The following is a 20,525-nucleotide window of genomic DNA, read 5'->3' on the forward strand; positions in this document are numbered from 1 at the left end:
CCATGGGCAGCGTTCCGGAAAGCGTACTGGCCATCGGCGCAACGCTGGGCGAAGGCCCCGTCTGGGTGGCGCGGGAAGCGGCCCTCTGGTTCGTCGACATCAAGGAGAAGCGCATCTATCGCTTCGATCCCGGTCTGGGCGTGGCGCGCAGTTGGGATGCGCCCGCGCAGGTCGGCTGGATATTGCCGACGCAGGACGGCCTCTTCGCGGCCGGGCTCCAGTCCGGTGTGCATCGTTTCGATCCGGACGACGGCAGCTTCGCCCTGCTCCATGCGCCGGAGGCCGACCGGCCCGGAAACCGACTGAACGATGCCACCGTCGATCCGGCCGGCGGCCTGTGGTTCGGGTCGATGGACGATGGGGAAGAGGCCGATGAGGGGCGCTTCTACCGCCTGTACCAGGGGCGGCTGACCGAAAGTGGGCTGCCCCCCGTTTCCATTACCAACGGCCCTGCCGTCTCGCCCGACGGCACTCTGCTCTATCACACCGATACGCTCGGCAAGCGGATCTGGCGGACGCGGATCGCCGCCGACGGCACGCTGCATGATACGGCTGCGTTCGTGGATATAGAGGAGGGCGCCGGCTATCCGGACGGCCCGACCATCGATGCGGAAGGCTGCCTTTGGACAGGGCTGTTCGCCGGCTGGGCCGCGCGGCGCTATGATCCCGCCGGAAAGCTGATGTCGGAGGTCCGCTTTCCCGTCGCCAACGTCACGAAGATCGCCTTTGGCGGGCCTGACCTGTCGGTCGCCTATGCCACCACTGCGCGGAAGGGCTTGACGAACGACCAGCTTGTCGCGCAGCCCAGTGCGGGTGATCTTTTCGCTTTCGATCCCGGCGTACGCGGCCAAACATCCCATATCGCAACCATTTAGAATATAAATCGGAGGAGGAGCAGGAATGTCGGAAGGGAGTGCCGAGAAGGTCAATATGGCTTTCATCGCCGCCATCGTCGCCGTCGCGACCATCGGCGGTTTCATGTTCGGTTATGACAGCGGCGTCATCAACGGCACGCAGAAGGGGCTGGAAAGCGCCTTCGACCTTGGCAAGCTGGGGATCGGCGTCAATGTCGGCGCCATTTTGGTGGGCTCCTCCGTCGGCGCATTTCTGGCCGGGCGCATGGCCGACCTGATCGGGCGGCGCGGCGTGATGATGCTGGCGGCCGTGCTTTTCCTGTTCAGCGCATTATTGGCGGGTGCGGCGGGATCGTCCGCCATCTTCATCATCGCGCGCATCATCGGCGGCCTTGGCGTGGGCGCGGCGAGCGTGATCTCCCCGGTCTACATTTCCGAAGTCACGCCCGCTGCGGTGCGCGGCCGGCTGTCCAGCGTGCAGCAGGTGATGATCATCTCCGGCCTGACCGGCGCGTTCGTCGCCAATTTCGTTCTGGCGCGCTATGCCGGCGGATCGACGGCGCAGTTGTGGCTGGACTTTCCGGCCTGGCGTTGGATGTTCTGGCTCCAGGCCATTCCGGCCGCGATCTACTTCCTGGCGCTGCTGGTCATCCCGGAAAGCCCCCGCTATCTGGTGGCGCGCGGGCAGGAAGAGCGCGCCCATGCCGTGCTCACGCGCCTGTTCGGTGCGGAGGCCGCATCGCGCAAGGTGGTGGAAATCCGCAACAGCCTGGCCGCCGACCATCACCGGCCCAAGCTCAGCGACCTGGTCGACAAGGCCAGCGGCAAGATCCGCCCCATCGTCTGGACCGGCATAGGCCTGGCCGTTTTCCAGCAGCTCGTCGGCATCAACGTCGTCTTCTATTATGGGGCGACGCTGTGGGAAGCCGTGGGCTTTTCCGAAGATTATGCGCTGCAGACCAACATCCTGTCGGGCGTGCTGTCGATCGGCGCCTGCCTTGCCACCATCGCGCTGGTCGACAGGATCGGGCGCAAGCCGTTGCTGCTGATCGGATCGGCTGGGATGGCGGTGACGCTGGCCACTGTCGCCTATGCCTTTTCCACGGCGGTCACTGCGCCAGGCGGGGCGGTGACGCTGCCCGGCAATAACGGCGTGATCGCACTGGTTGCCGCCAATCTCTACGTGATCTTCTTCAACATGAGCTGGGGTCCGATCATGTGGGTCATGCTGGGCGAGATGTTCCCCAACCAGATCCGGGGATCGGGCCTTGCCGTATCCGGCTTTGCCCAGTGGATCGCCAATGCGCTGATCTCCGTCAGCTTTCCGGCGCTGGCGGTGTCGCCCGGCCTTGCGATCACCTATACCGGCTATGCCTTCTTCGCAGCCATCTCCTTCTTCTTCGTTCGCGCCCTGGTGCATGAAACAAAGGGTCGCGAGCTTGAGGACATGGTCGGCTGACCGGCCTGATCACCTTGAAGGCGGGCGCGGCGGAAGCCGTGCTCGCCCCCGCCGTCGGCGGATCGCTGGCAGCGGTACGCTTCGCGGGTGCGGACATTTTGCGGCCCGCTGCCGCGAACAATGTCGATCCATTGCAGATGGCCAGCTTTCCGTTGGTGCCCTACACCAACCGCATCGCCCATGGCCGCTTTCGTTTCGGCGGTCGCGACGTGCGATTGCCGCTCAATTTCGGGGACCATCCCCACAGCATCCACGGCTTGGGCTGGACCAACGCATGGCATGTCGAGGCGGTCATGCAAAACAGCGCGCATCTGACGCACCATCATGGCGGCCATGACGGCTGGCCCTGGGCCTATGAGGCGCAGCAGCATTTCACCCTGTCGGACAATGCGATCGAGATGCGGCTGATGCTGCACAACATCAGCGATGCGCCCATGCCGGCGGGCCTTGGCTTTCACCCCTATTTCCAGGCGGATGAAGGCACATCGCTTCAATTCCAGGCGGACCGGCTGTGGCTTGCCACGGCAGACATGCTGCCCGTGCAGGAGGTTGCGGCAGATATGCTGGGCGACTGGTCCGCCGGCGCGCCGGTGCGGGGCGACAGGCTGATCGACAATGTCTATGGCGGTTGGAACGGAAGCGCCGCCATCCAGCGGGGAGACGGGACGCGAATCCTGCTGAGCGCGGTGGGCGCTGGCTGGTTCCATGTCTATCGGCCGCCTCTCTCAGGCCATTTCTGCCTTGAGCCGGTCACCCACATGCCCGATGCCGTCAACCGCCCCGGCGGCATGGAAAGCATCGAACCGGGCGCGGAAAAGACGCTTTCCCTGCGCATCGCCGTCTCTCAGGCCGACGAGGTGCTTCCGCAGCGCGACAAAATCGCCTAAGCTGCGCGCTCAGCAGCTATAGGAGCGTTGATGCAATTTCTGCGGACTGCCTTCTGGGTCGTCATCGCCGTCGCCCTCGCGCTATTCTGCGTCGCCAATTACACGCGCGTGGAAGTGAACCTCTGGGGCGACCTGGTCATGGAAACCAAGCTGCCGGTCCTGCTGATCGGCGCCTATTTGCTGGGAGCGCTGCCCTTCTGGATCATGGCGCGTGCGACGCGGTGGCGGATGAAGCGCAAGCTGGAAAACACGGAGCGCGCTCTCGTCGCGGCAACCACTGCGCCCTCTCACCCCCTTTCATCGTCCCTCGCCGTTGCGGACGACACGTCCGCCTCTCCTACCCTCTCCAGCACAGGACCAGCATGACCAGCCCGATCTATGTCGCCATCGATACGCCCGACCTGCGCAAAGCCCAGGAACTTGCGCAGCAGGTGCGCCATCATGTCGGCGGGCTGAAGCTGGGCCTCGAATTTTTCTGCGCCCATGGCCATCATGGCGTTCATGAGATGATGAAGTTCGGCCTGCCGATCTTTCTTGACCTGAAGCTGCACGATATTCCGAACACCGTCGCCAAGGCGGTGCAGGCGCTGCATGTGCTGGAACCCGCGATCCTGACCGTCCACGCCGCGGGCGGACGCGCCATGCTGGAAAATGCGAAGGCGGCGGCCGGGGTGAATACGAAAGTGGTTGCAGTGACCGTGCTGACCAGCCTGGATGATGGCGATCTGCTGGATATCGGCATTGGCGGCAGGGCAGAGGATCAGGTGGCGCGACTGGCTGACCTGGCGCGCAGCGCGGGGCTGGATGGTATCGTCTGTTCCGGCGAGGAGGTTGCGCTGGCGAAGAAGGCCTGGCCCGATGGGTTCTTCGTCGTGCCGGGCGTGCGGCCGGCGGGCGGCGCCATGGGCGACCAGAAGCGCGCAGTGACGCCGCGCGAGGCGCTGGACCGAGGCGCTTCGATCCTGGTGGTCGGGCGGCCGATCAGCCTTGCGGACAATCCCGACATCGCCGCGCGCGAGATAGAGGCGACGCTTTAAGAGCAAGGCGAGATTGACAGGAAACCCTCCCCGCGCAAGGCGTGGGGAGGGTTTTTCATGCCTGCTTCCGATTGCCGGTTCCAGGCTATCGAAAAGGGCGGCGTGAAGGGGCTGAGCCCCTCCCGCCCTTCCCAGTCAGAACCGCCAACCCAGGCTGGCGACGACCTGGTGCCTGTCGGTATCGATGCCGAATTCATCGGTCGTCGTACCATTCGCAAAGTCGATATGCGCATCCTCATATTTGGAATAGCGATATTCAAGCTTGGCAAAGCTGTTGGCGCTGAGGGCGCGTTCCACGCCCGCGCCAATGCGCCAGCCGTCCAGTTTGAAATTGGTATCGGTCTCCACATTGGTGTTGCCGGCGAGCACGTCCAGCTTCGTATTGGTGTAGCCGCCCTTCACATAAACCAGCGTGTTGGGGCTGGCGAGAATGCCCGCGCGTGCCCCGATATAGAGGTCGCGGCCCTGCTTGACGCGGCCGAAGCCGAACTGGTCGGTCGGGTCGGTGCGGCTGCTCTTGGCGGTGGAGTCGGTAAATTCACCCTCGACGCCAACCACGGCGCTACCAAGGTTCACGTCATAGCCGGCACCCACGCCGTAGAGCAGGCCGTCGATCGACTGATCGTCGCGGCTATTGTCATTGTCGACGCTGCTGCCGGCACCGGTATGGTCATAGCCCAGAATGGCCTCGACGCGCGGCCCGGTGAAAGTGGGATTGGCGTCCTGCGCCATGGCGGGGCTCGCGACCGCTGCGCCGGTGAGGAGGGTTGCGACCAGGATCTTACGCATATTCAATACTCCACCTTGTCTTCTCAATTCCCTGTCAGTCGGGAAGACGATGAAGTCGCGAGCGTCCCGTCGGGTTTCATGAACCCAGGATAAACAATTGAATTTGTGTCATTTATGCCACAGAAACAATGTAGTCTGTCGCGTGATCGAGCCAATGGAGCGATGAGTCGATCAGCATGTGACGACGTTGCTCCATGCCCATCGCCCTAATTGGATCGACGCGGCAATCGGCCGCGCTCAATAATCCTTCGAAATGCGCACATTGGCGCTTTCGCGGCCCAGGGTGGAGATGGCGGCAAGCAGCGACAGCCAACGAGTGACCTGATATTCGATGCGGGTGGCGGAATAGCCCTGACCGTCGGTGATCAGCTCCACATAGGTCTTGCGGGTCAGATATTTGCCCGCCGCGATCGATGTTCCCTGGCCCTGCGTCGGGTCGGCAGGAATGATGCGGAGCCGGTCGAGCCCCGCCGCCTTGCGCACCGCATTGATCGGATCCAGGCCACCTTGTCCCTGGAGCGAACCCACCGCCGACGCGAGTTGCAGCGCTTCGGGCGCGGACAGGCTGGTGATCGACGTGCCGAACAGGATCCGGGACAGCAGCTCGTCCTGCGGCAGCGCGGGCACGCTGGTGAAGCTGATCACGGGTTTGAGGCCCGTGCCGCCGACATGGATGGTGGCGGTCAGGTCGCTGACATTCGCCTCTGCATCAATGTCGAGCGTCGGATTGACCGGGGTGCGGCCATCGAACTGGATCTTCCCTTCCCTCAGGTCGAAGCGGCGGCCGGCAAAATCATAGGTGCCCCGGACGAGGTCGGCCGTACCAGCGATGGCCGGGCTGGTGACGGTGCCGCCAATGTCCAGGTCGGCACGCCACTCGCTCTCCAGGCCGAGGCCGGTGACGGTCAGGCGGTTGCGGGCGCGCGCCTTGATGGCGAGGTTCCAGGGAATGCTGGTGCGCGGTCGCTCCAGCTCGTCGCCGCGACGATTGGTTTCGATCACGCGCAGTTCCGGAATTTGCGCGACGGCGGCCGCCCGCCCCATGGTGAAGCGGCTGCGGTTGAGGATCAGGTCGCCACCGATGGTGCCGCCCTTGCCCGTGGAAATGATCGTGATGGGGCCTGTCACGGTAGCGGCAATGTCGTCCCGTTCCAGCAGCGCGGCATTTTCCGCCTGGAGGCGCAGGTCCATCCCGACGCCCGCTATGCCCTTGAAGGTGAAGCTGCCCGTACCCGTAACCGTCCCGCCATTTTGCGCGGCTGCGCTGAAACTGGTCATGACGAGCTGCGCGCCGGAGAAGCGGCCGCGGGCCTTGACGTCGTGCAGCCGCATGCCGGTGACGGGGCTGTTGATCGCCGCGGCGTCGGTTGCCAGCGATCCGGCAATGACGGGATTGCCCAGCGTGCCGCGCGCGTCGGCAGTGATGCTGACGGGGCCGGAAATGTCGACAATCTCCACCCCCGTGAGGCGCCAGAGCGTGTCGGCAGTGCCATTATAGCGAAGCTGCGCGAAGAGGGGCGCGCGATTGAGGCGCTCGACCAAAGAGCCTTCCGAGCCGAGCGGCGTCAGCAGCACCTGCGCGCGGCCGATCGTCTGGCCGTTCGCCACGAAGACCATGCGCGTGGCAAGCCGGTCGTGCGTCAAGATCGCGTTGACGCCCGCATCGACCGGACGGGAACTGAGCGACAGGCCAGATCGGGAAAGACCACGCACGCGCAGTTCGGCCTTGCCCGTCGGCATGTCGCCCCGCCTGTGCACATAGCTGAGCGAGCCCGTCGCCGTGCCGCCCAGGCCCAGATCGTCATAGGCGATATCGAGCAGCGACAGCGGCAGTTTCTGCAACCGCGCCTCTATGCTGGTCGTCCCGCCGCTGAGTTCACCGCCAAGCTGGAGCGAACCGCCCGCGAAGCTGATGGAGGCGGGGTCGAGCCGCCAGCCGTCCTGCGTGCGGCTGACGAGGGCCGGACGATTGAGCTTGATGGGCCGTTCGTCGATGGTGCCGCCGGCCTGGATCTGGATACGGTCGGGCGTGACCTGCGCCTCGCCGCTGAGGTTGAAGAGGCGGCCGCGCTGGCCGGAAAGGCTGGCCGTCACCTTGCCGCTGCCGTCGACCAGATCGGCATTGGCGGCAAGGCGCCCGATCTGGACGGCGCCGATGCGCAGGCCCCTCGCCTGCGTCGTCGCGTTGATCGTCGTACCCGAAGGGTCAAGCAGGATTGTCGCGTCCAGCTTGCCCCGGCGTACGGCAATGCTGGTCGGCCCATCGAAACTGGCGTCGGTCGCGGTCAGGGCCAGCTTCAATTGCTGGACGCCATTTACCGGGGCGAAGGCGATCGAACCGGTCACCGGACCACCGACGTTCAGCACGCCATCGAGCCCGCCTGTCACCGGGCGCAGGTCACCGCCGGCGCTGACGCCCGATGCGGTGACCCGCGCGATGCGGACGATCGCCTGGCCGCCCGGCGGCAGCAGGATCGCGCCATTGCCGGTGAAGGGACCGAGCGTCGATCCGCCCTCCGCCGTGAAGCCGTAACCCGCCGCATCGGGGACCAGATGGGCGTGCATGTCCGTGACGCCGAGCGCCTTCAGCGGGCTTTGCAGGACGACATCGACCGTCGGGCGATCGATCTTGCCGTCCAGGATCAGGCGCAGCGGGCCATAGCTTCTGTGCTGACCGCTGCCTTCGAAATGGAACGTGCCGTCACGACGGCGATAGCCCTTGGCCGCCAGCTTCAACAGCGGCGCGTCAAGGCGGAGATTGGTGAACTGAAGCTGGCCGTCCGGACCCAGCGACAGGCCGCTGCGCAGCACGGGCAGGCCGCCCCCCAGCGACCGCAGGAAGCTGTTGTCCAGCCGCCGCATCCGCGCCATCGCGTCGCCGCTCAAGGAGAAGGCGCCTTTGGCGCCGGGGACAGCGCGGAGCTTAGACGTCAGGTCGACAATGCCCAGGCCGCGAATGGCAAGGCCGCTGACCTGACCGTCCAGGCCAATGTCGTACCGTCCGGATTTCAGGTCGGCGAGGAAGAGCAGCTTGCCCCGCAGCTTGTCGGACCGCACCGTCATCGGATTGCTGACGATCTGCTGGTTCCTGAGTTGCAGCACGCCGTTGAGTTCGAAATTCCGGATGATGCCTTCCACCAGCGGCCCTTGACCGTCGAGCCGGCGGGCACGCAGGTGGAGCGGGATCAGCGCGACGCCCCCTTTGGCCTTGCGACCCTTCCCCTCGGCACGGACGTCGTTGATCACGGTCTTGCCGAAGGCGAGCTGTCTGGCGGTGAGCAGATATTCATAGCCGAAGCCGGATAACGGACCATCCAGCCGGACGCGCGCCGCAACGTCCCGTCCCCCCATCGACCTGAGCAAGGCCTGGGGACGGGCCAGCTTCACGTCGACCAGCAGGTTGTCGAGCGCATTGTTGCGCAGGTCGATGGCGCCGTCCGCGCTGAGATGGATGGCGGCGGAACGGAGCAAGATCTTGCCGTCGATGACACGGTCGGCCATCGACCCGCTTGCCTGGATGGCAAGGCGCGGCGCGGAAAGACGCTGGACGAGGCCCTGCCCTGCCATGGCCGACCCTTCGAGGGTACCGGTGGCCGCATAGGCGCCGCTGCGAGCCGTCAACTGCAGGTCGATCGCCGGATCGCCGTCCAACGTACCGGCCAGCCGACCATCCCAGCGGGTCCAGCTTCCCCTCCCCTGGATGCGAAGATTGGCGTCCTGTCTCAAGCCCGCCATGATCGCCAGCACGCCGCCCCTGGGAGCATTCACCGTGACGTCCAGGTCGAACTTGTCGTCGTCAGGACGGCTGTCGAGCGCGAGGTTGAGCGCATCCTCCCCGTTCAGCACCCGGGCGGCAAGGTCGATAATGGCGCGGCCGCCGCGAATATCGGCATCGCCTGAGAGCGTCGCCTGCTGTAGCTTGCCGGTGATACCCCGCTCCAGGGTGAGGCGGCCGACCGAAAATTGCATCAGGCGAATGTCGAAACCGGGCAGGATCGGCCCTTCCCGTTCGCTGGGATTGAGCTTCGGCAGCTTGTGCAGCGTAGCCTGCGGAATGAAGAGGCGGTCGATGTCGAGCCGGTTGGAAAGCCACGCAAAGGGCCACCAGTCCAACTCCACGCGCGGCGCGTCAAGGAACGCCCCCTTGGGATCCGACAGGGTGACGCCCAGAAGAACGGCCTTTCGGTAAATGCTGCCGTCGATCCGGTCGACATGTATACGCAAGCCCGAAGGCGGACTGATCCTGGCGATGCGGGAAATGAGGAAGCGATGCCCGGGCGCGGTGTCGAGCCAGGCAAGCGCACCCGCGACGATCAGCAGCAGCGCGGCGAGCACGCCAGCGACCCAGCGCTGCCAACGGCCATCCCAGGCGCGGCGGCGACGCGGCGGCTGCGTTTCGGGCGCTTCGTCAGCCATCAGAAGGCCTGTCCCAGCGAAACATAGACCGCGATCTTCGGGTCGCCAGACTGCGGGTTGAGCGGCGTGCCCAGGTCGATGCGGATCGGACCGAAACTGCTGTAATAGCGCAAGCCCATGCCTGCGCCGATGCGCAGGTCCCGAAAGCGCGGCAGGAAACTGGCCGAGATGTTGCCGGCATCGACAAAGGGCACGACGCCGAAATTGCCGAAGCGTATGCGCGATTCCAACGAAAATTCCGCCAGGCTCTTTCCGCCCACCGGATCGTCATTGGGACCGTAGCGGGGACCAATGGCCTGATAGCCATAACCGCGCACCGACGCACCGCCACCTGCGTAGAAGCGCCGAGAGGGCGCGATCCGGTCAACCGTCGACCCCAGGATCGTGCCGAAGCGGGCGCGGGCAGCAAGTACGATGCGGTCGCTCATCGGCTGATAGACGCTGCCGTCGAGTTGCACGCGGGCATAGCCGAAAGTGCTGTTCTGGAAAGACAGTTCGGGGCTGAGGCGGCCGCCGAGGCGGAAACCCTTGCTGGGGTTCAGCAGATCATCGCTGCCGTCATAGGTAAGGCTCAACGGAATGGCGCTGATCAGGAACGTGCGACGGTTGCCGTTGCTGAACGCGTCGGCTTCATCCGATGCGATCAGTTCGCCGCCAATGCGCCAGACCCATTTCTTCTGGAATAATATGTTGGTCTGCCGCTCCAGCACGCCGGACAGGGTGATGGTGCGCGCATCATAGGCATCACGCTTGATATTGCTGACGGACAGCAGGCCCGTCAGCACATTGTCGCGTCGGCGGAAATTGTTGCGGCGATAGGTGAAGGACGCTGTCTGCTCCTGCGTGCCGAGCACGCCGCGCACCGTCACCGACCCCTCGGGCGGGAAGAAATTGCGATTGGTCCAGCTCAGTTCGGCGCGATAGCCCTCGCCCGTGCCATAACCCAGTTCGCCGGCGACGGTCCGCAGCGGCGCCGGCCGGGCATCGATCGCCAGGTCGACATGCTCCCCGTCCTCGGCATCCCTGGGAGTCATGGTCAGGGATGAAACCAGGCCGGTCGCGATCAACGCCTGCCGCAGATCCTCGACATCGGAGGCCATATAGGTGTCGCCCGGATGGAAACGAGCTATGCGCTGGACGTGACGGGCGCTGAACAGCGCGTCATTGGCCATGACGATCCTGCCGAAGGTGCGATATGCGCCCGGATTGACGACGATATCCAGGTCGCCCTTGCGCTCCTCATGATCGATACGGACTTCCGGCTCCTCCACCTTCCCGAAGGGAAAGCCGTTTTCGAACAGTGCGACCGCCAGGGATTGCTGGCCGGCAAGGATGGCGTCGGCGTCGACCGGGTCACCGACCTTGGGCGGGAAGGCAGCGCGCAATTTCGCCTCCCGCTCGCCCGTGGTTTCCAGGCCCGTCAGGTTGACGGCCGAAAGCAGGTAGCGCGCGCCCGGCACGATGCGGAACGTGACCGCCAGCCTGTCGCTGCCCGCCGGCGGAGCAGCGGCCGCTCCCCGGACGCGCGCGGCGTAATAGCCCTTGGCGCGCAGCAGGCGATCCAGCAGGTCGCTGTCTTCCTTTATACGGCGGTTGATCTGGGCAAGGTTGGCGGGCTTCCCCTCCCCCTGGCGCAGCGCCGACAATTCGTTGAAGCGGGTCGTGAACTGGTCGTCGGCAATGTCCTCAACGCCGGTCAGTGCAACCGTATAGCGGCGCTCCTCCCCCGTGTCCGCAAAAGTGGCGGCTTTCTCCTCCGGCTCCTCGGCGGTTTCGGGGGCAGTCGCCTGCTGCGGCGCGTCGGCGGACTGCGGCGGCAGTTCGACCATCGGCGTCACGATGTCGGGTTGCCCCATGTCAGGCCAGGCGACGCCGATGTCGGGCATGGGCGCCAGACCGGGATCGAGGTCGGGTTGATCGGGAACGGGTTGGGCGCCAGCCTGCGGCTTCTCCTGCGCATGCGCGACGGGCAGGAGAAGGAGCAGCGGCACGAGCAGAGCAGCTTGCGGCAGGCCTGAAATGCGGCGACAGGTCCGCAAACCGATGTTCATATCGCTGATCTAGACCAGTTATCGGGCGGATGGCCAGCCCCCAACAACATGGCGAGGCAGGCCGTGCGCGATTGTGCCTGGAGCGAGGAAAGCAGACCTTCAACCTCCGTTCGTTCCGAGCCGGTCGAAAGCATCTGCCGACCCCAGGGTCAGACATGGGAATGGTTCAGCAGGACCGCCCGTCAGAAAGCGGCGTTGAGGCGATCCATCAGTGCGCGGGCCGGATTGGGCTCCGCCTGCGCGCGCGGATACACCATGCGATCCTGCAGGCGGGCGACCCGTTCGTAAAGGTCCTGGCTTGCCTCTATCAAAGCGCGAGCGGCGAAGGGAAAGCTGCCGGCGACCGCCGGATCCGTGATCGCGGCATGGCCGAGGCGATATTTCTCGTCTCGCATCTCCGCATCGCTGACCTCCCCGCGCTGCCACGCGCGCTGGCTCAGCAACCAGGCGATGATGTGCATGAGGCGGGTCGTGACCTTGAGCGATTCGCAGGCGAAGGCGACGCGGCGAACAGGATCGTCAACCTCCGGTTCGTCTCCATCGCGAAAGTCGAAATAGGCGCGCGCTTCGTCAGCCATGACCATGGCTTCCACGTACAGACCATCGACCAGACGGCGATGCAGGGCCTGGTCAAGAGAAGCGGCGAGTTTCATGGCGGATATGTGGCATAGAGCAGGCGACTTGTCAGTCCCGATCCGCCGCCGTTAACCGCGAATTGTCTCATTCGGGATCAATGGGACAGGCATTAACTACAATTTCCTGCCGCTCAGGCTATGATATCGGGAACGAGTTGATCTTCCAGCAACGCCATTTCGTCGCGCAGGCGCAATTTGCGCTTCTTCAGGCGCGCAACCTGCATCTGATCGCCCGAACCGGACTCCACAAGGGCACTGATCGCGCCGTCCAGATCGCGATGTTCGATTCGCAGCAATTCCAGCCGACGCATGATGTCTTCGCGGCTCACCATACACCTACTTTCGCACCCATTGCCGTCCCATCGCCTCCTGATAGCCCGGCAGACCCGCACGGACCATCGCAAATTTCAACGCGGCCTGCCGCAAAGCACGAATCGACCGAAGACAAGGCCAGCGAATCATGATCTACTCGTTCATCCATTGCCCTCGTAAGGAGAATGTCATGGAAAATAGCCACATTTCAGCTCTTTCGGCCAAGCATGCCGGGCTTGAGGCGCGAATCAAGGCGGAGACGAGTCGTCCCATGCCTGATGCGATCCTTGTCGCCTCGCTCAAGAAGCAGAAGCTGCGGCTGAAGGAGGAAATGGAGGCGCAACACTGACAGCGGTGACGCCTGCGTGAAAGGCATGGATCGGCGGTCGTTTTGCCGCTGATCCTGCCCTTTCCAAAGCGGTGAACCGAACAGCTCCGGGGCTGATGAGCCTGCGGAGCTTTTTCTTTGCACGACGGGAAACGGGTGATCCCAGGTAGCTGAGCATTGGCACCCTCGTCCGCCGGCTTATTCAGGCCGGATTGGGGGACGCGTTTTCAGAAAGCGCCTGAAAAAGATCAGCGCACAAACCGCCGCTGGCGCAGATAATCAGGCACGGTCAACTGACCGGGCGACGCGGACGTGGGACGCCGCGCAAGTTGAGGATCGATCGCCACATCGAACGCAATGCCGACCCGGTCTTCCCGCGACCAGACCACCGAACCTGTGACCTGTCCGATGCCGCGCAGATCGAAGCGGACATTCAGACCGTTAGGTATGATGCGTTCGCAATCAGCCATGAGGCCCGTCGCGGAAAGGTTACGGACACGGGCGCGGCCGAGCGGAGCGCCGTCCGCCGAACTCAGGTTGGTAAGCAGGAAAAGACTGTCGCGCGGGCCGGAACGCGCCGGGCCACGGGCATCACCATCCTGATTGCTATCCATCAATAACGCCCTGCAAGATCACTGGAAATTCCAGGCGACCCTGCCATGGCGGCATGGACAAAAGGTTAATCGTCGCGAGAGACTTTTTCCTGCCGCTCGTGCCGTTCCTGCGCCTCGACCGTCATGGTCGCGATCGGCCGGGCCTCCAGGCGGCCCAGCGAAATCGGTTCACCGGTCACTTCGCAATATCCATATTCGCCCTCATCGATGCGACGGAGCGCGGCATCGATCTTGGAGATGAGCTTGCGCTGGCGGTCGCGTGTGCGCAGTTCGATCGACCAGTCGGTCTCGCTCGAAGCGCGGTCGTTGAGGTCGGGTTCGCGAAGGGGCTCATTCTGCAGGACCGCCAATGTCCCTTCCGCTTCGGCCAATATCTGCTTCTTCCAGTCCCACAGGCGCTGCCGAAAATATTCCAGCTGGAGCGGGTTCATGAACTCTTCGTCTGCGGAAGGACGATAGTCGGGCGGGAGTATTACAGCCGATTTCGGCGGATTTGGGCCGTCTTTATCGGAATTCAGGACCGATGCCATCTGGCTCTCCGACTCGCGGGACCCCCGGTGCTGAAAGTGCCGGGGTATCCGTGACTTGTGGTTGACGGCGCCTAATAGCCAGCGTCAAGGCCTGAGACAAGCGGGCAATCGTGGTACGGGCTGCCCGCCGCGCGCTTATCCACGAAAAATCGCGATTCCCGGGCATGGACCAATGATAAAAGAAAATGGACGAGCCGCATCAACCATGCGGCGGGGCTTCGTCTCACTATGGGACGTTAACCATATATGATCATAATTTATTAGTTTTTTCCTCGACTTGGCATCGATATTCAGAGTTAACGCCGTTGAAGTTAACGCTTTATTTTGCGTTGTTAGCAATAGGGAAGGCCCCGCTTCCGTTACTGCAGCGCAGTGGCAAGATTGCAGGGCCGAAAACAAACAAGAGTGGAACCTATGTCGGTACGGATGGCATTGGCTAAATTATGCGCTTGCGCCGCCGGGGGAGCGATCATCGGCGGTGGCGCGGTCCATGTCGCCGAAAGCGCGCGTCCGGCAGGGGTCCAGAGCACGAAGAGCGTCAAGGCAGCGCCGCGCAAGCATTATGCCGTGCGCAAGGTGCAGCGGGTGGTCAAAACGGTATCCTGCGCGCCGCAGACGGTGAATGTCACGACCCAGGCCGCCCCCATTCCCCTGCCCGCACCGGCAGTGGCAGCGGAAATGCCGGTCATGTCCGGCGGCGGTGGTGGAGCGCCGGTCGTGCTGGCGGGCGGCCCCGGCTTTGGCGGCGGCGGATTTTTCGGCGGCTTCTTCGGCGGCAGCGGCGGCAGTTCGGGCGGATCGGTGGTGATATCCTCCACCAGCAGCTCGACCGGCGGCATCACCAGTTCCACCAGCTCTACCACGGGCGGCGTGTCCACCTCGACCGGAGGCGTATCGACGTCCACGGGCGGGGTTTCGACCTCTTCGGGCAATGTGTCGACTTCCTCCGGCAATGTCTCGACCTCGTCGGGCAACGTCTCCACGTCCAGCGGCAATGTGACGAGCAGTTCGTCGACGTCGAGCTCCACGTCCAGCTCCTCCTCGACCAGTTCCTCGACCAGCAGTTCGACGTCATCGTCGACTTCCTCCTCATCCTCTTCCAGCTCGTCGGGCGGCGACCATCATCATCCGCCGCCGCCGACCGATGTGCCGGCACCGCCAATGGTGCTGCTGTTCGGGGCGGGCGCCGCCGCCCTGCTGGCGCGCAAGCGTTTCGCACGCGCCAAGGCAGGCGCCGAGGGTTAACCGCGGGGCGATCCGGCCGGCACTCCGGGGGGACGGCCGGCCGGATCGGGTTTCAGCTCGTCGCGATGATCCGCTCGATTTCCGGCACGGGGTGGTTCGACAGATCCTTGGCGATCTCACCCACCAGCCGGCTCTGCACTTCCTTGTGATAATGTTTGCGCATCTCACCCAGGGCAGTGGGCGGCGCGACGACGATCAGCTTTTCAAAATCATTGGCGAGCGCCCTTCGCTTGAGCAGTTCGGCCGCTTCCGCGGCAAAACGCGCCTCTTCCAGATCATGGAAATTGGTCTGCTCCACCGACCCGCGATGGCTGCCGACCGAATTGGGTCCCCGCCCCGTGCCGTCGGATGCCTGCTCGCGATCGGGCGGATTGTCCTGCTGCTTCACCTCCTCCGTTTCCAGATTTGGGAAGGCGGGACTGCCCTTGTTGCGAAAGAACAGCATCTTGCGCCCGTCCGCCACCAGTACCATCGCATCATGGTCTATCTGCATCGTCCCTATCCTTTCTTCCTGACGCCCGATTTCAGGACCAACGGACGACGGTGTGCAGGGTTGCGCGGCTGGTCGCAGAACGGCATAGGGCTGACCCATGCACGACATTCGTTTCCTTCGCGAAAATCCCGCCGCTTTCGACGCTGGCCTGGCCCGGCGCGGACTCGAACCGCTGAGCGCCGAGTTGCTGGCGCTCGACGAACGGAGCCGCGCGATCAAGACGGCGCTGCAACAGGGGCAGGCGCGCCGCAATGAGGCGAGCAAGGCCATCGGCCAGGCCATGGCGCAGAAGGACATGGCGACGGCCGACGCGCTGAAAGCCGAAGTGGGAGCGCTCAAGGAGAGCCTGCCCGCGCTGGAGGCGGAGGACCGGGAAATCGGAGACGCTCTGACTGCGCGATTGGCAGCGATCCCCAACCTGCCTGCGGACGACGTGCCGTTGGGCGAGGACGAGACGCAGAATGTCGAAGTGGCGCGCTGGGGCGAGCCGAGGAGCTTCTCCTTCGCGCCACAGGATCATGCGGATTTCGGCCCGGCTTTGGGTCTGGATTTCGAAGGCGGCGCCGCCTTGTCCGGCGCGCGGTTCACGGCGCTGCGCGGGAAGATGGCGCGGCTGCATCGGGCACTGGCGCAGTTCATGCTCGACCGCCAGTCGGGCGAAAATGGCTATGAAGAGGTCAATCCGCCCCTGCTGGTGAAGGATGAGGCACTGTTCGGTACGGGACAATTGCCGAAATTTGCGGAGGATCTGTTCAGGACCACCGATGGCCGCTGGCTGATCCCGACGGCGGAGGTTTCCCTCACCAATCTGGTGCGCGAACAGATCGTGCCGGTGGAGACCCTGCCACTGCGCCTAACGGCGCTGACACCCTGCTTCCGGTCGGAAGCGGGGTCGGCGGGACGCGACACGCGCGGCTTCATCCGGCAGCATCAGTTCGAAAAGGTCGAGCTGGTCGCGATCTGCAAGCCCGAGGAGTCGGAGGGTGAGCATGAGCGCATGTGCGCAGCGGCAGAGGGCGTGTTGCAGGCGCTGGGCCTGCCCTATCGAAAGGTGCTGCTCTGCACCGGCGACATGGGCTTTGGCGCGCGCAAGACCTGGGACCTGGAGGTATGGCTGCCCAGTCAGCAGACCTATAGGGAGATCAGCTCCGTCTCCAATTGCGGGGATTTCCAGGCGCGGCGGATGAATGCCCGCTACAAGCCGGAGGGCGAGAAGCAGACCCGCTTCCTGCACACGTTGAACGGCTCGGGCCTGGCCGTCGGGCGCACGCTGGTCGCCGTGCTGGAAAATTATCAGCAGAAGGACGGCAGCGTGATCGTGCCGGAGGTGCTGGCGCCCTATATGGGCGGCGTGTCGCGGTTGCAGCCCCGGTAATTTTCCTGCGCCCAAAGGATTGGAATTCAGGCATATGCGCATCCTGCTCACCAATGATGACGGAGTCCATGCGCCGGGCCTGACGGTGCTGGAAGAGATCGCCCGGACGCTGTCCGACGACATCTGGATCGTCGCGCCCAGCGAGGAGCAATCCGGCGCCGGCCACAGCCTGACGCTGACGCGGCCGTTGCGCATTCGCCAGCATGGGGAGAAGCATTTCAGCGTCACCGGCACGCCAACCGACGCGGTGATGATGGCGGTCGGCCATTTGATGAAGGATGCCAAGCCCGATCTGCTGCTGTCCGGCGTCAATCACGGCGCCAATCTGGCGGAGGACGTGACCTATTCGGGCACCGTCTCCGCTGCGATGGAGGGCGCGATTTCCGGAATCAAGTCGATCGCGCTCAGTCAGGTCCATGCGCGGGAGGGCACGGGCGAAGCCGTGCCTTTCGCTGCGGCGCGGACCTGGGGCGAGCGGGTGTTGCGCCCACTGATCGCCATGCCGGCCAGTCCCCGGCTGCTGTTCAATGTCAACTTCCCGGCGATCGACCCCGAAGCGGTGAACGGCATTCGCGTGACGCGGCAGGGCTTTCATGATGTGGACCGGACAAGGATCATCCGCGGCACCGACCCGCGCGGCTACGACTATTACTGGTTCGGCCTTGGAAAAAGCGACGCCGTGCCGGAAGGCAGCGATCTCGCCGCCATCGCCGAGGGCTATGTAACCGTGACGCCGCTGCATTATGATCTGACGCAGGACAGCGCCATGGCGGCGACGGCACAGGCCTTCGGGGCCTAGATTGGCGGACGCGTCGGCACGCAAGCTGTCGAGACGCCGATCGGTCAGGGCACTGGATCCCGCTCACACGGGATGGCGTTCCATGTTTGCCGATGTTCGGGGTGGATCATGATCGAGGGAGAAACCGGGAGCGAGGGACGAACTGGCCGAATGAGCCATGCCGACCGGAGGCATGCCGACCGGAGCCGGGACCGATGAGGATCGGACCCGTCCGCCCCCCGTCAAGCACGGTGGGCTTTCTGCGGCGACGGTCTTCGCTGCCGATATGGGCCGATCTCACCTGGCGGGTGGCGCTGGTGTTCGGCCTGATCGGGCTGGTGTTGCTGATCCACTGGGTCGGTCGCGACGGGCTGAAGGACAATCTGGACGACAAGATCAGCTTCGTCGACGTGCTTTACTTCACCACGGTCACCGTGACGACGGTCGGCTATGGCGACATCGTGCCGGTCAGCCCGGAAGCACGGCTGTTCGAAGCATTGCTGGTGACGCCGATCCGCCTGTTCGTCTGGCTCATCTTCCTCGGCACCGCCTATAATCTCTTTTTCCGCAACATACTCTACAGGTGGCGCATGGCTCGCATTCAGGCCGATCTGCACAATCATATCGTCGTCACCGGCTTTGGCACCAGCGGGGCCGAGGCTGTGCGCGAATTGCTGGCGCGCGGCGTCGACCCGCGCGAAATCGTGGTGGTCGATCCTGTCGAGAAGGCGCTGGCAGAGGCCGAGGCGCTGGGCTGCAACGTGCTGTGCGGCGATTCAACGAGGGACCGGACACTGAACGATGTCGCGATTCACCGGGCGCGGACGATGATCGTATCGGCCGGGCGTGACGACACCTCGATCCTCATCACTCTGACGGCGCGGCATCTAGCCCCTCGCCTGCCCATCAGCATCGTCGTCCGCAACGAGGACAATGAACTGCCCGCGCGGCAGGCCGGCGCGACCACCGTGATCAATCCCGTGAGCTTCGCAGGGCTGCTGCTGGCGGGCAGCACCAGCGGCCAGCACATCGCCGATTACATGTCGGACCTTGCCGCTTCCGGCGGTCGGGTGAAGCTCAACGAACGCGCCGTGCTGCCGGAGGAGATCGGGCGACCACTTTCCGCCATCGCCACAGGATTGGGCGTGCGGATCTATCGCGATGATCGCGCCATCGGCTTCTGGGAGGAAGCCGCGGCGAAGCTTCAAACCGGCGACCTGATCATGGAAATCGTGCAGGGCGATGCTGCGGGAAAAGCCCGTTCCCTGCCCTGACGTCCTGCCCCCGTGACATTGGCCGCAAAAATCCCTATGTGCGCGGCGATCATGGCAACCAAAATTCCCGAAGCGCCGAAGGTCGGCATGGTGTCGCTGGGCTGTCCCAAGGCGCTGGTCGACAGCGAGCGCATCCTGACCAAGCTGCGTTCCGACGGCTATCAGATGTCCGCCGACTATGCCGGCGCAGACGTCGTGCTGGTCAACACCTGCGGATTTCTCGATTCGGCCAAGGAAGAATCACTTGAGGCCATTGGGGAGGCGATTGCGGAGAATGGCCGCGTCATCGTCACTGGCTGCATGGGCAATGAGGCGGAACTGATCCGCCAGAAATTCCCGCAGGTGCTGGCCGTCACCGGGGCGCACCAATATGAGGCGGTCGTCAACGCCGTCCATGAAGCCTCCCCCCCCATCCCCAACGCCTTTGTCGACCTGGTGCCTGAGGGCGGCCTGAAGCTGACGCCGCGCCACTACAGCTATCTGAAGATTTCGGAAGGGTGCAACCACCGCTGCTCCTTCTGCATCATTCCCTCCCTGCGCGGCGACCTGGTCAGCCGGCGCATCGACGCCGTGCTGCGCGAGGCGGAGAAGCTGGTGCATGCCGGCACGAAGGAACTGCTGATCATCAGCCAGGACACCTCGGCCTATGGCGTCGACACGCGGCATGAGGCGCGCCAGTGGAAGGGTCGCGAGGTGCGCGCGCACATGACCGACCTGGCGCGCGAACTGGGCCAGCTTCGCACCGCGGAAGGCGCGCCGGCCTGGGTCCGGCTGCACTATGTCTATCCCTATCCCCATGTGGATCAGGTGATCCCCTTGATGGCCGATGGGTTGCTGACGCCCTATCTCGACATTCCGTTCCAGCATGCCGCCCCTTCGGTGCTCAAGGCCATGAAGCGCCCGGCCAACGAAGCGAAGGTGCTGGACCGCATCCGCAAATGGCGGGAGATCTGCCCCGACATCGCGATCCGTTCCTCCTTCGTCGTCGGTTTTCCCGGCGAGACGGAGGCGGACTTCGATTATCTTCTCGAATGGCTGGACGAGGCGCAGCTCGACCGCGTGGGCGCCTTCCGCTTCGAGCCGGTTGAGGGCGCCGCGGCCAACGACCTGCCAGGAGCGGTGCCGGAGGAGGTCAAGGAAGAACGCTATCAGCGGATCATGGAAAAGACCGCCGCCATCTCGGCCGCCCGGTTGCGGGCAAAGGTCGGACGCGTGCTCCCCGTCATCATCGATGAAGTGGGCGAGGCGGACGAAGACGGCTCCGTCGGCGCCACCGCGCGCAGCCAGGCCGATGCGCCGGAAATCGACGGCAACGTCTTCCTGCGCGATGTGGACGCAGGCCTGCAACCCGGCAGCATCCTCAACGTCCTGATCGAGGATGCGGACGATCACGACCTTTACGGCGTCCCGGCGGAGTAAGGCACCTGCCTGCCTGTTCCCGCCGCAAT

General features: G+C 64.4%; 19 protein-coding genes. 11 read left to right on the forward strand and 8 right to left on the reverse strand.

All coding sequences use genetic code 11. The features are described from left to right. Window positions 1–2 precede the first annotated feature (2 nt). From MRBLMA1_RS04535 to pyrF, 5 genes are read left to right on the forward strand one after another with little or no spacing between them, the layout of a single operon-like run. Window positions 3–875, forward strand: a complete 873-nt coding sequence (locus MRBLMA1_RS04535; RefSeq protein WP_363735240.1) for an SMP-30/gluconolactonase/LRE family protein — start codon at window positions 3–5, stop codon at window positions 873–875. Between the two features lie 25 nt (window positions 876–900). Further along, entirely contained in the window at window positions 901–2,313 is a 1,413-nt protein-coding gene (locus MRBLMA1_RS04540) for a sugar porter family MFS transporter (protein WP_363735241.1), read from the forward strand. Between the two features lie 14 nt (window positions 2,314–2,327). Beyond that, window positions 2,328–3,200, forward strand: a complete 873-nt coding sequence (locus MRBLMA1_RS04545) for an aldose 1-epimerase (protein WP_363735242.1) — start codon at window positions 2,328–2,330, stop codon at window positions 3,198–3,200. 30 nt (window positions 3,201–3,230) lie between these two features. Beyond that, complete coding sequence (locus MRBLMA1_RS04550) at window positions 3,231–3,566, forward strand: lipopolysaccharide assembly protein LapA domain-containing protein (RefSeq protein ID WP_133651726.1); 336 nt, start codon at window positions 3,231–3,233, stop codon at window positions 3,564–3,566. Further along, complete coding sequence (gene pyrF / locus MRBLMA1_RS04555) at window positions 3,563–4,237, forward strand: orotidine-5'-phosphate decarboxylase (RefSeq protein WP_363735244.1); 675 nt, start codon at window positions 3,563–3,565, stop codon at window positions 4,235–4,237. Before MRBLMA1_RS04550 ends, pyrF begins: the two co-directional genes overlap by 4 nt. A 135-nt stretch (window positions 4,238–4,372) precedes the next feature. On the opposite strand, the gene MRBLMA1_RS04560 is transcribed toward pyrF, so the two are convergent. The 5 genes from MRBLMA1_RS04560 to MRBLMA1_RS04580 all read right to left on the reverse strand — a co-directional run bounded on the left by MRBLMA1_RS04560 (window position 4,373) and on the right by MRBLMA1_RS04580 (window position 12,439). After that, window positions 4,373–5,026 carry an outer membrane protein gene (locus MRBLMA1_RS04560; RefSeq protein ID WP_363735245.1) on the reverse strand — a complete coding sequence of 218 codons (654 nt, stop codon included), beginning with the start codon at window positions 5,024–5,026 and terminating at the stop codon, window positions 4,373–4,375. Between the two features lie 237 nt (window positions 5,027–5,263). Beyond that, a complete protein-coding gene (locus MRBLMA1_RS04565) occupies window positions 5,264–9,442 on the reverse strand; it encodes a translocation/assembly module TamB domain-containing protein (protein ID WP_363735246.1) in 4,179 nt (1,392 codons plus the stop codon). Next, on the reverse strand, window positions 9,442–11,493 hold the full coding sequence (locus MRBLMA1_RS04570) for an autotransporter assembly complex protein TamA (protein ID WP_363735248.1): 2,052 nt from the start codon (window positions 11,491–11,493) through the stop codon (window positions 9,442–9,444). Before MRBLMA1_RS04570 ends, MRBLMA1_RS04565 begins: the two co-directional genes overlap by 1 nt. Window positions 11,494–11,675: 182 nt before the next feature. Next, window positions 11,676–12,146 carry a DUF1465 family protein gene (locus tag MRBLMA1_RS04575; RefSeq protein WP_133651721.1) on the reverse strand — a complete coding sequence of 157 codons (471 nt, stop codon included), beginning with the start codon at window positions 12,144–12,146 and terminating at the stop codon, window positions 11,676–11,678. Window positions 12,147–12,259: 113 nt separating this feature from the next. Beyond that, complete coding sequence (locus tag MRBLMA1_RS04580; protein ID WP_133651978.1) at window positions 12,260–12,439, reverse strand: YdcH family protein; 180 nt, start codon at window positions 12,437–12,439, stop codon at window positions 12,260–12,262. A 191-nt stretch (window positions 12,440–12,630) separates the two neighbouring features. Here MRBLMA1_RS04580 and MRBLMA1_RS04585 point away from each other — a divergent pair, with 191 nt between their 5' ends. Next, window positions 12,631–12,789 carry a YdcH family protein gene (locus tag MRBLMA1_RS04585; protein WP_007684009.1) on the forward strand — a complete coding sequence of 53 codons (159 nt, stop codon included), beginning with the start codon at window positions 12,631–12,633 and terminating at the stop codon, window positions 12,787–12,789. 227 nt (window positions 12,790–13,016) lie between these two features. Here MRBLMA1_RS04585 and MRBLMA1_RS04590 read toward each other — a convergent pair whose 3' ends face one another. After that, window positions 13,017–13,382: a PilZ domain-containing protein gene (locus MRBLMA1_RS04590; RefSeq protein WP_363735249.1), complete on the reverse strand. Its 366-nt coding sequence runs from the start codon at window positions 13,380–13,382 to the stop codon at window positions 13,017–13,019. Between the two features lie 65 nt (window positions 13,383–13,447). After that, a complete protein-coding gene (gene dksA, locus MRBLMA1_RS04595; protein ID WP_133651719.1) occupies window positions 13,448–13,912 on the reverse strand; it encodes an RNA polymerase-binding protein DksA in 465 nt (154 codons plus the stop codon). Window positions 13,913–14,326: 414 nt separating this feature from the next. On the opposite strand from dksA, the gene MRBLMA1_RS04600 reads away from it, so the two are divergent. Next, window positions 14,327–15,157, forward strand: a complete 831-nt coding sequence (locus MRBLMA1_RS04600; RefSeq protein WP_363735251.1) for a PEP-CTERM sorting domain-containing protein — start codon at window positions 14,327–14,329, stop codon at window positions 15,155–15,157. Between the two features lie 52 nt (window positions 15,158–15,209). Here MRBLMA1_RS04600 and MRBLMA1_RS04605 read toward each other — a convergent pair whose 3' ends face one another. Next, window positions 15,210–15,650 (reverse strand): host attachment family protein, encoded by a 441-nt coding sequence (locus MRBLMA1_RS04605; protein ID WP_363735252.1) that lies wholly within the window; start codon window positions 15,648–15,650, stop codon window positions 15,210–15,212. Between the two features lie 97 nt (window positions 15,651–15,747). On the opposite strand from MRBLMA1_RS04605, the gene serS reads away from it, so the two are divergent. From serS to rimO, 4 genes are all read left to right on the forward strand, one after another. Then, on the forward strand, window positions 15,748–17,025 hold the full coding sequence (gene serS / locus MRBLMA1_RS04610; RefSeq protein ID WP_363735253.1) for a serine--tRNA ligase: 1,278 nt from the start codon (window positions 15,748–15,750) through the stop codon (window positions 17,023–17,025). Window positions 17,026–17,059: 34 nt separating this feature from the next. Further along, window positions 17,060–17,824, forward strand: a complete 765-nt coding sequence (gene surE / locus MRBLMA1_RS04615) for a 5'/3'-nucleotidase SurE (protein WP_363735254.1) — start codon at window positions 17,060–17,062, stop codon at window positions 17,822–17,824. A gap of 194 nt (window positions 17,825–18,018) precedes the next feature. After that, complete coding sequence (locus MRBLMA1_RS04620; RefSeq protein WP_363735255.1) at window positions 18,019–19,077, forward strand: potassium channel family protein; 1,059 nt, start codon at window positions 18,019–18,021, stop codon at window positions 19,075–19,077. 36 nt (window positions 19,078–19,113) lie between these two features. Beyond that, window positions 19,114–20,496 (forward strand): 30S ribosomal protein S12 methylthiotransferase RimO, encoded by a 1,383-nt coding sequence (gene rimO / locus MRBLMA1_RS04625; RefSeq protein ID WP_363735257.1) that lies wholly within the window; start codon window positions 19,114–19,116, stop codon window positions 20,494–20,496. Window positions 20,497–20,525 lie beyond the last annotated feature (29 nt).

The organism is Sphingobium sp. LMA1-1-1.1 (assembly GCF_040676365.1).
Taxonomy (GTDB): domain Bacteria; phylum Pseudomonadota; class Alphaproteobacteria; order Sphingomonadales; family Sphingomonadaceae; genus Sphingobium.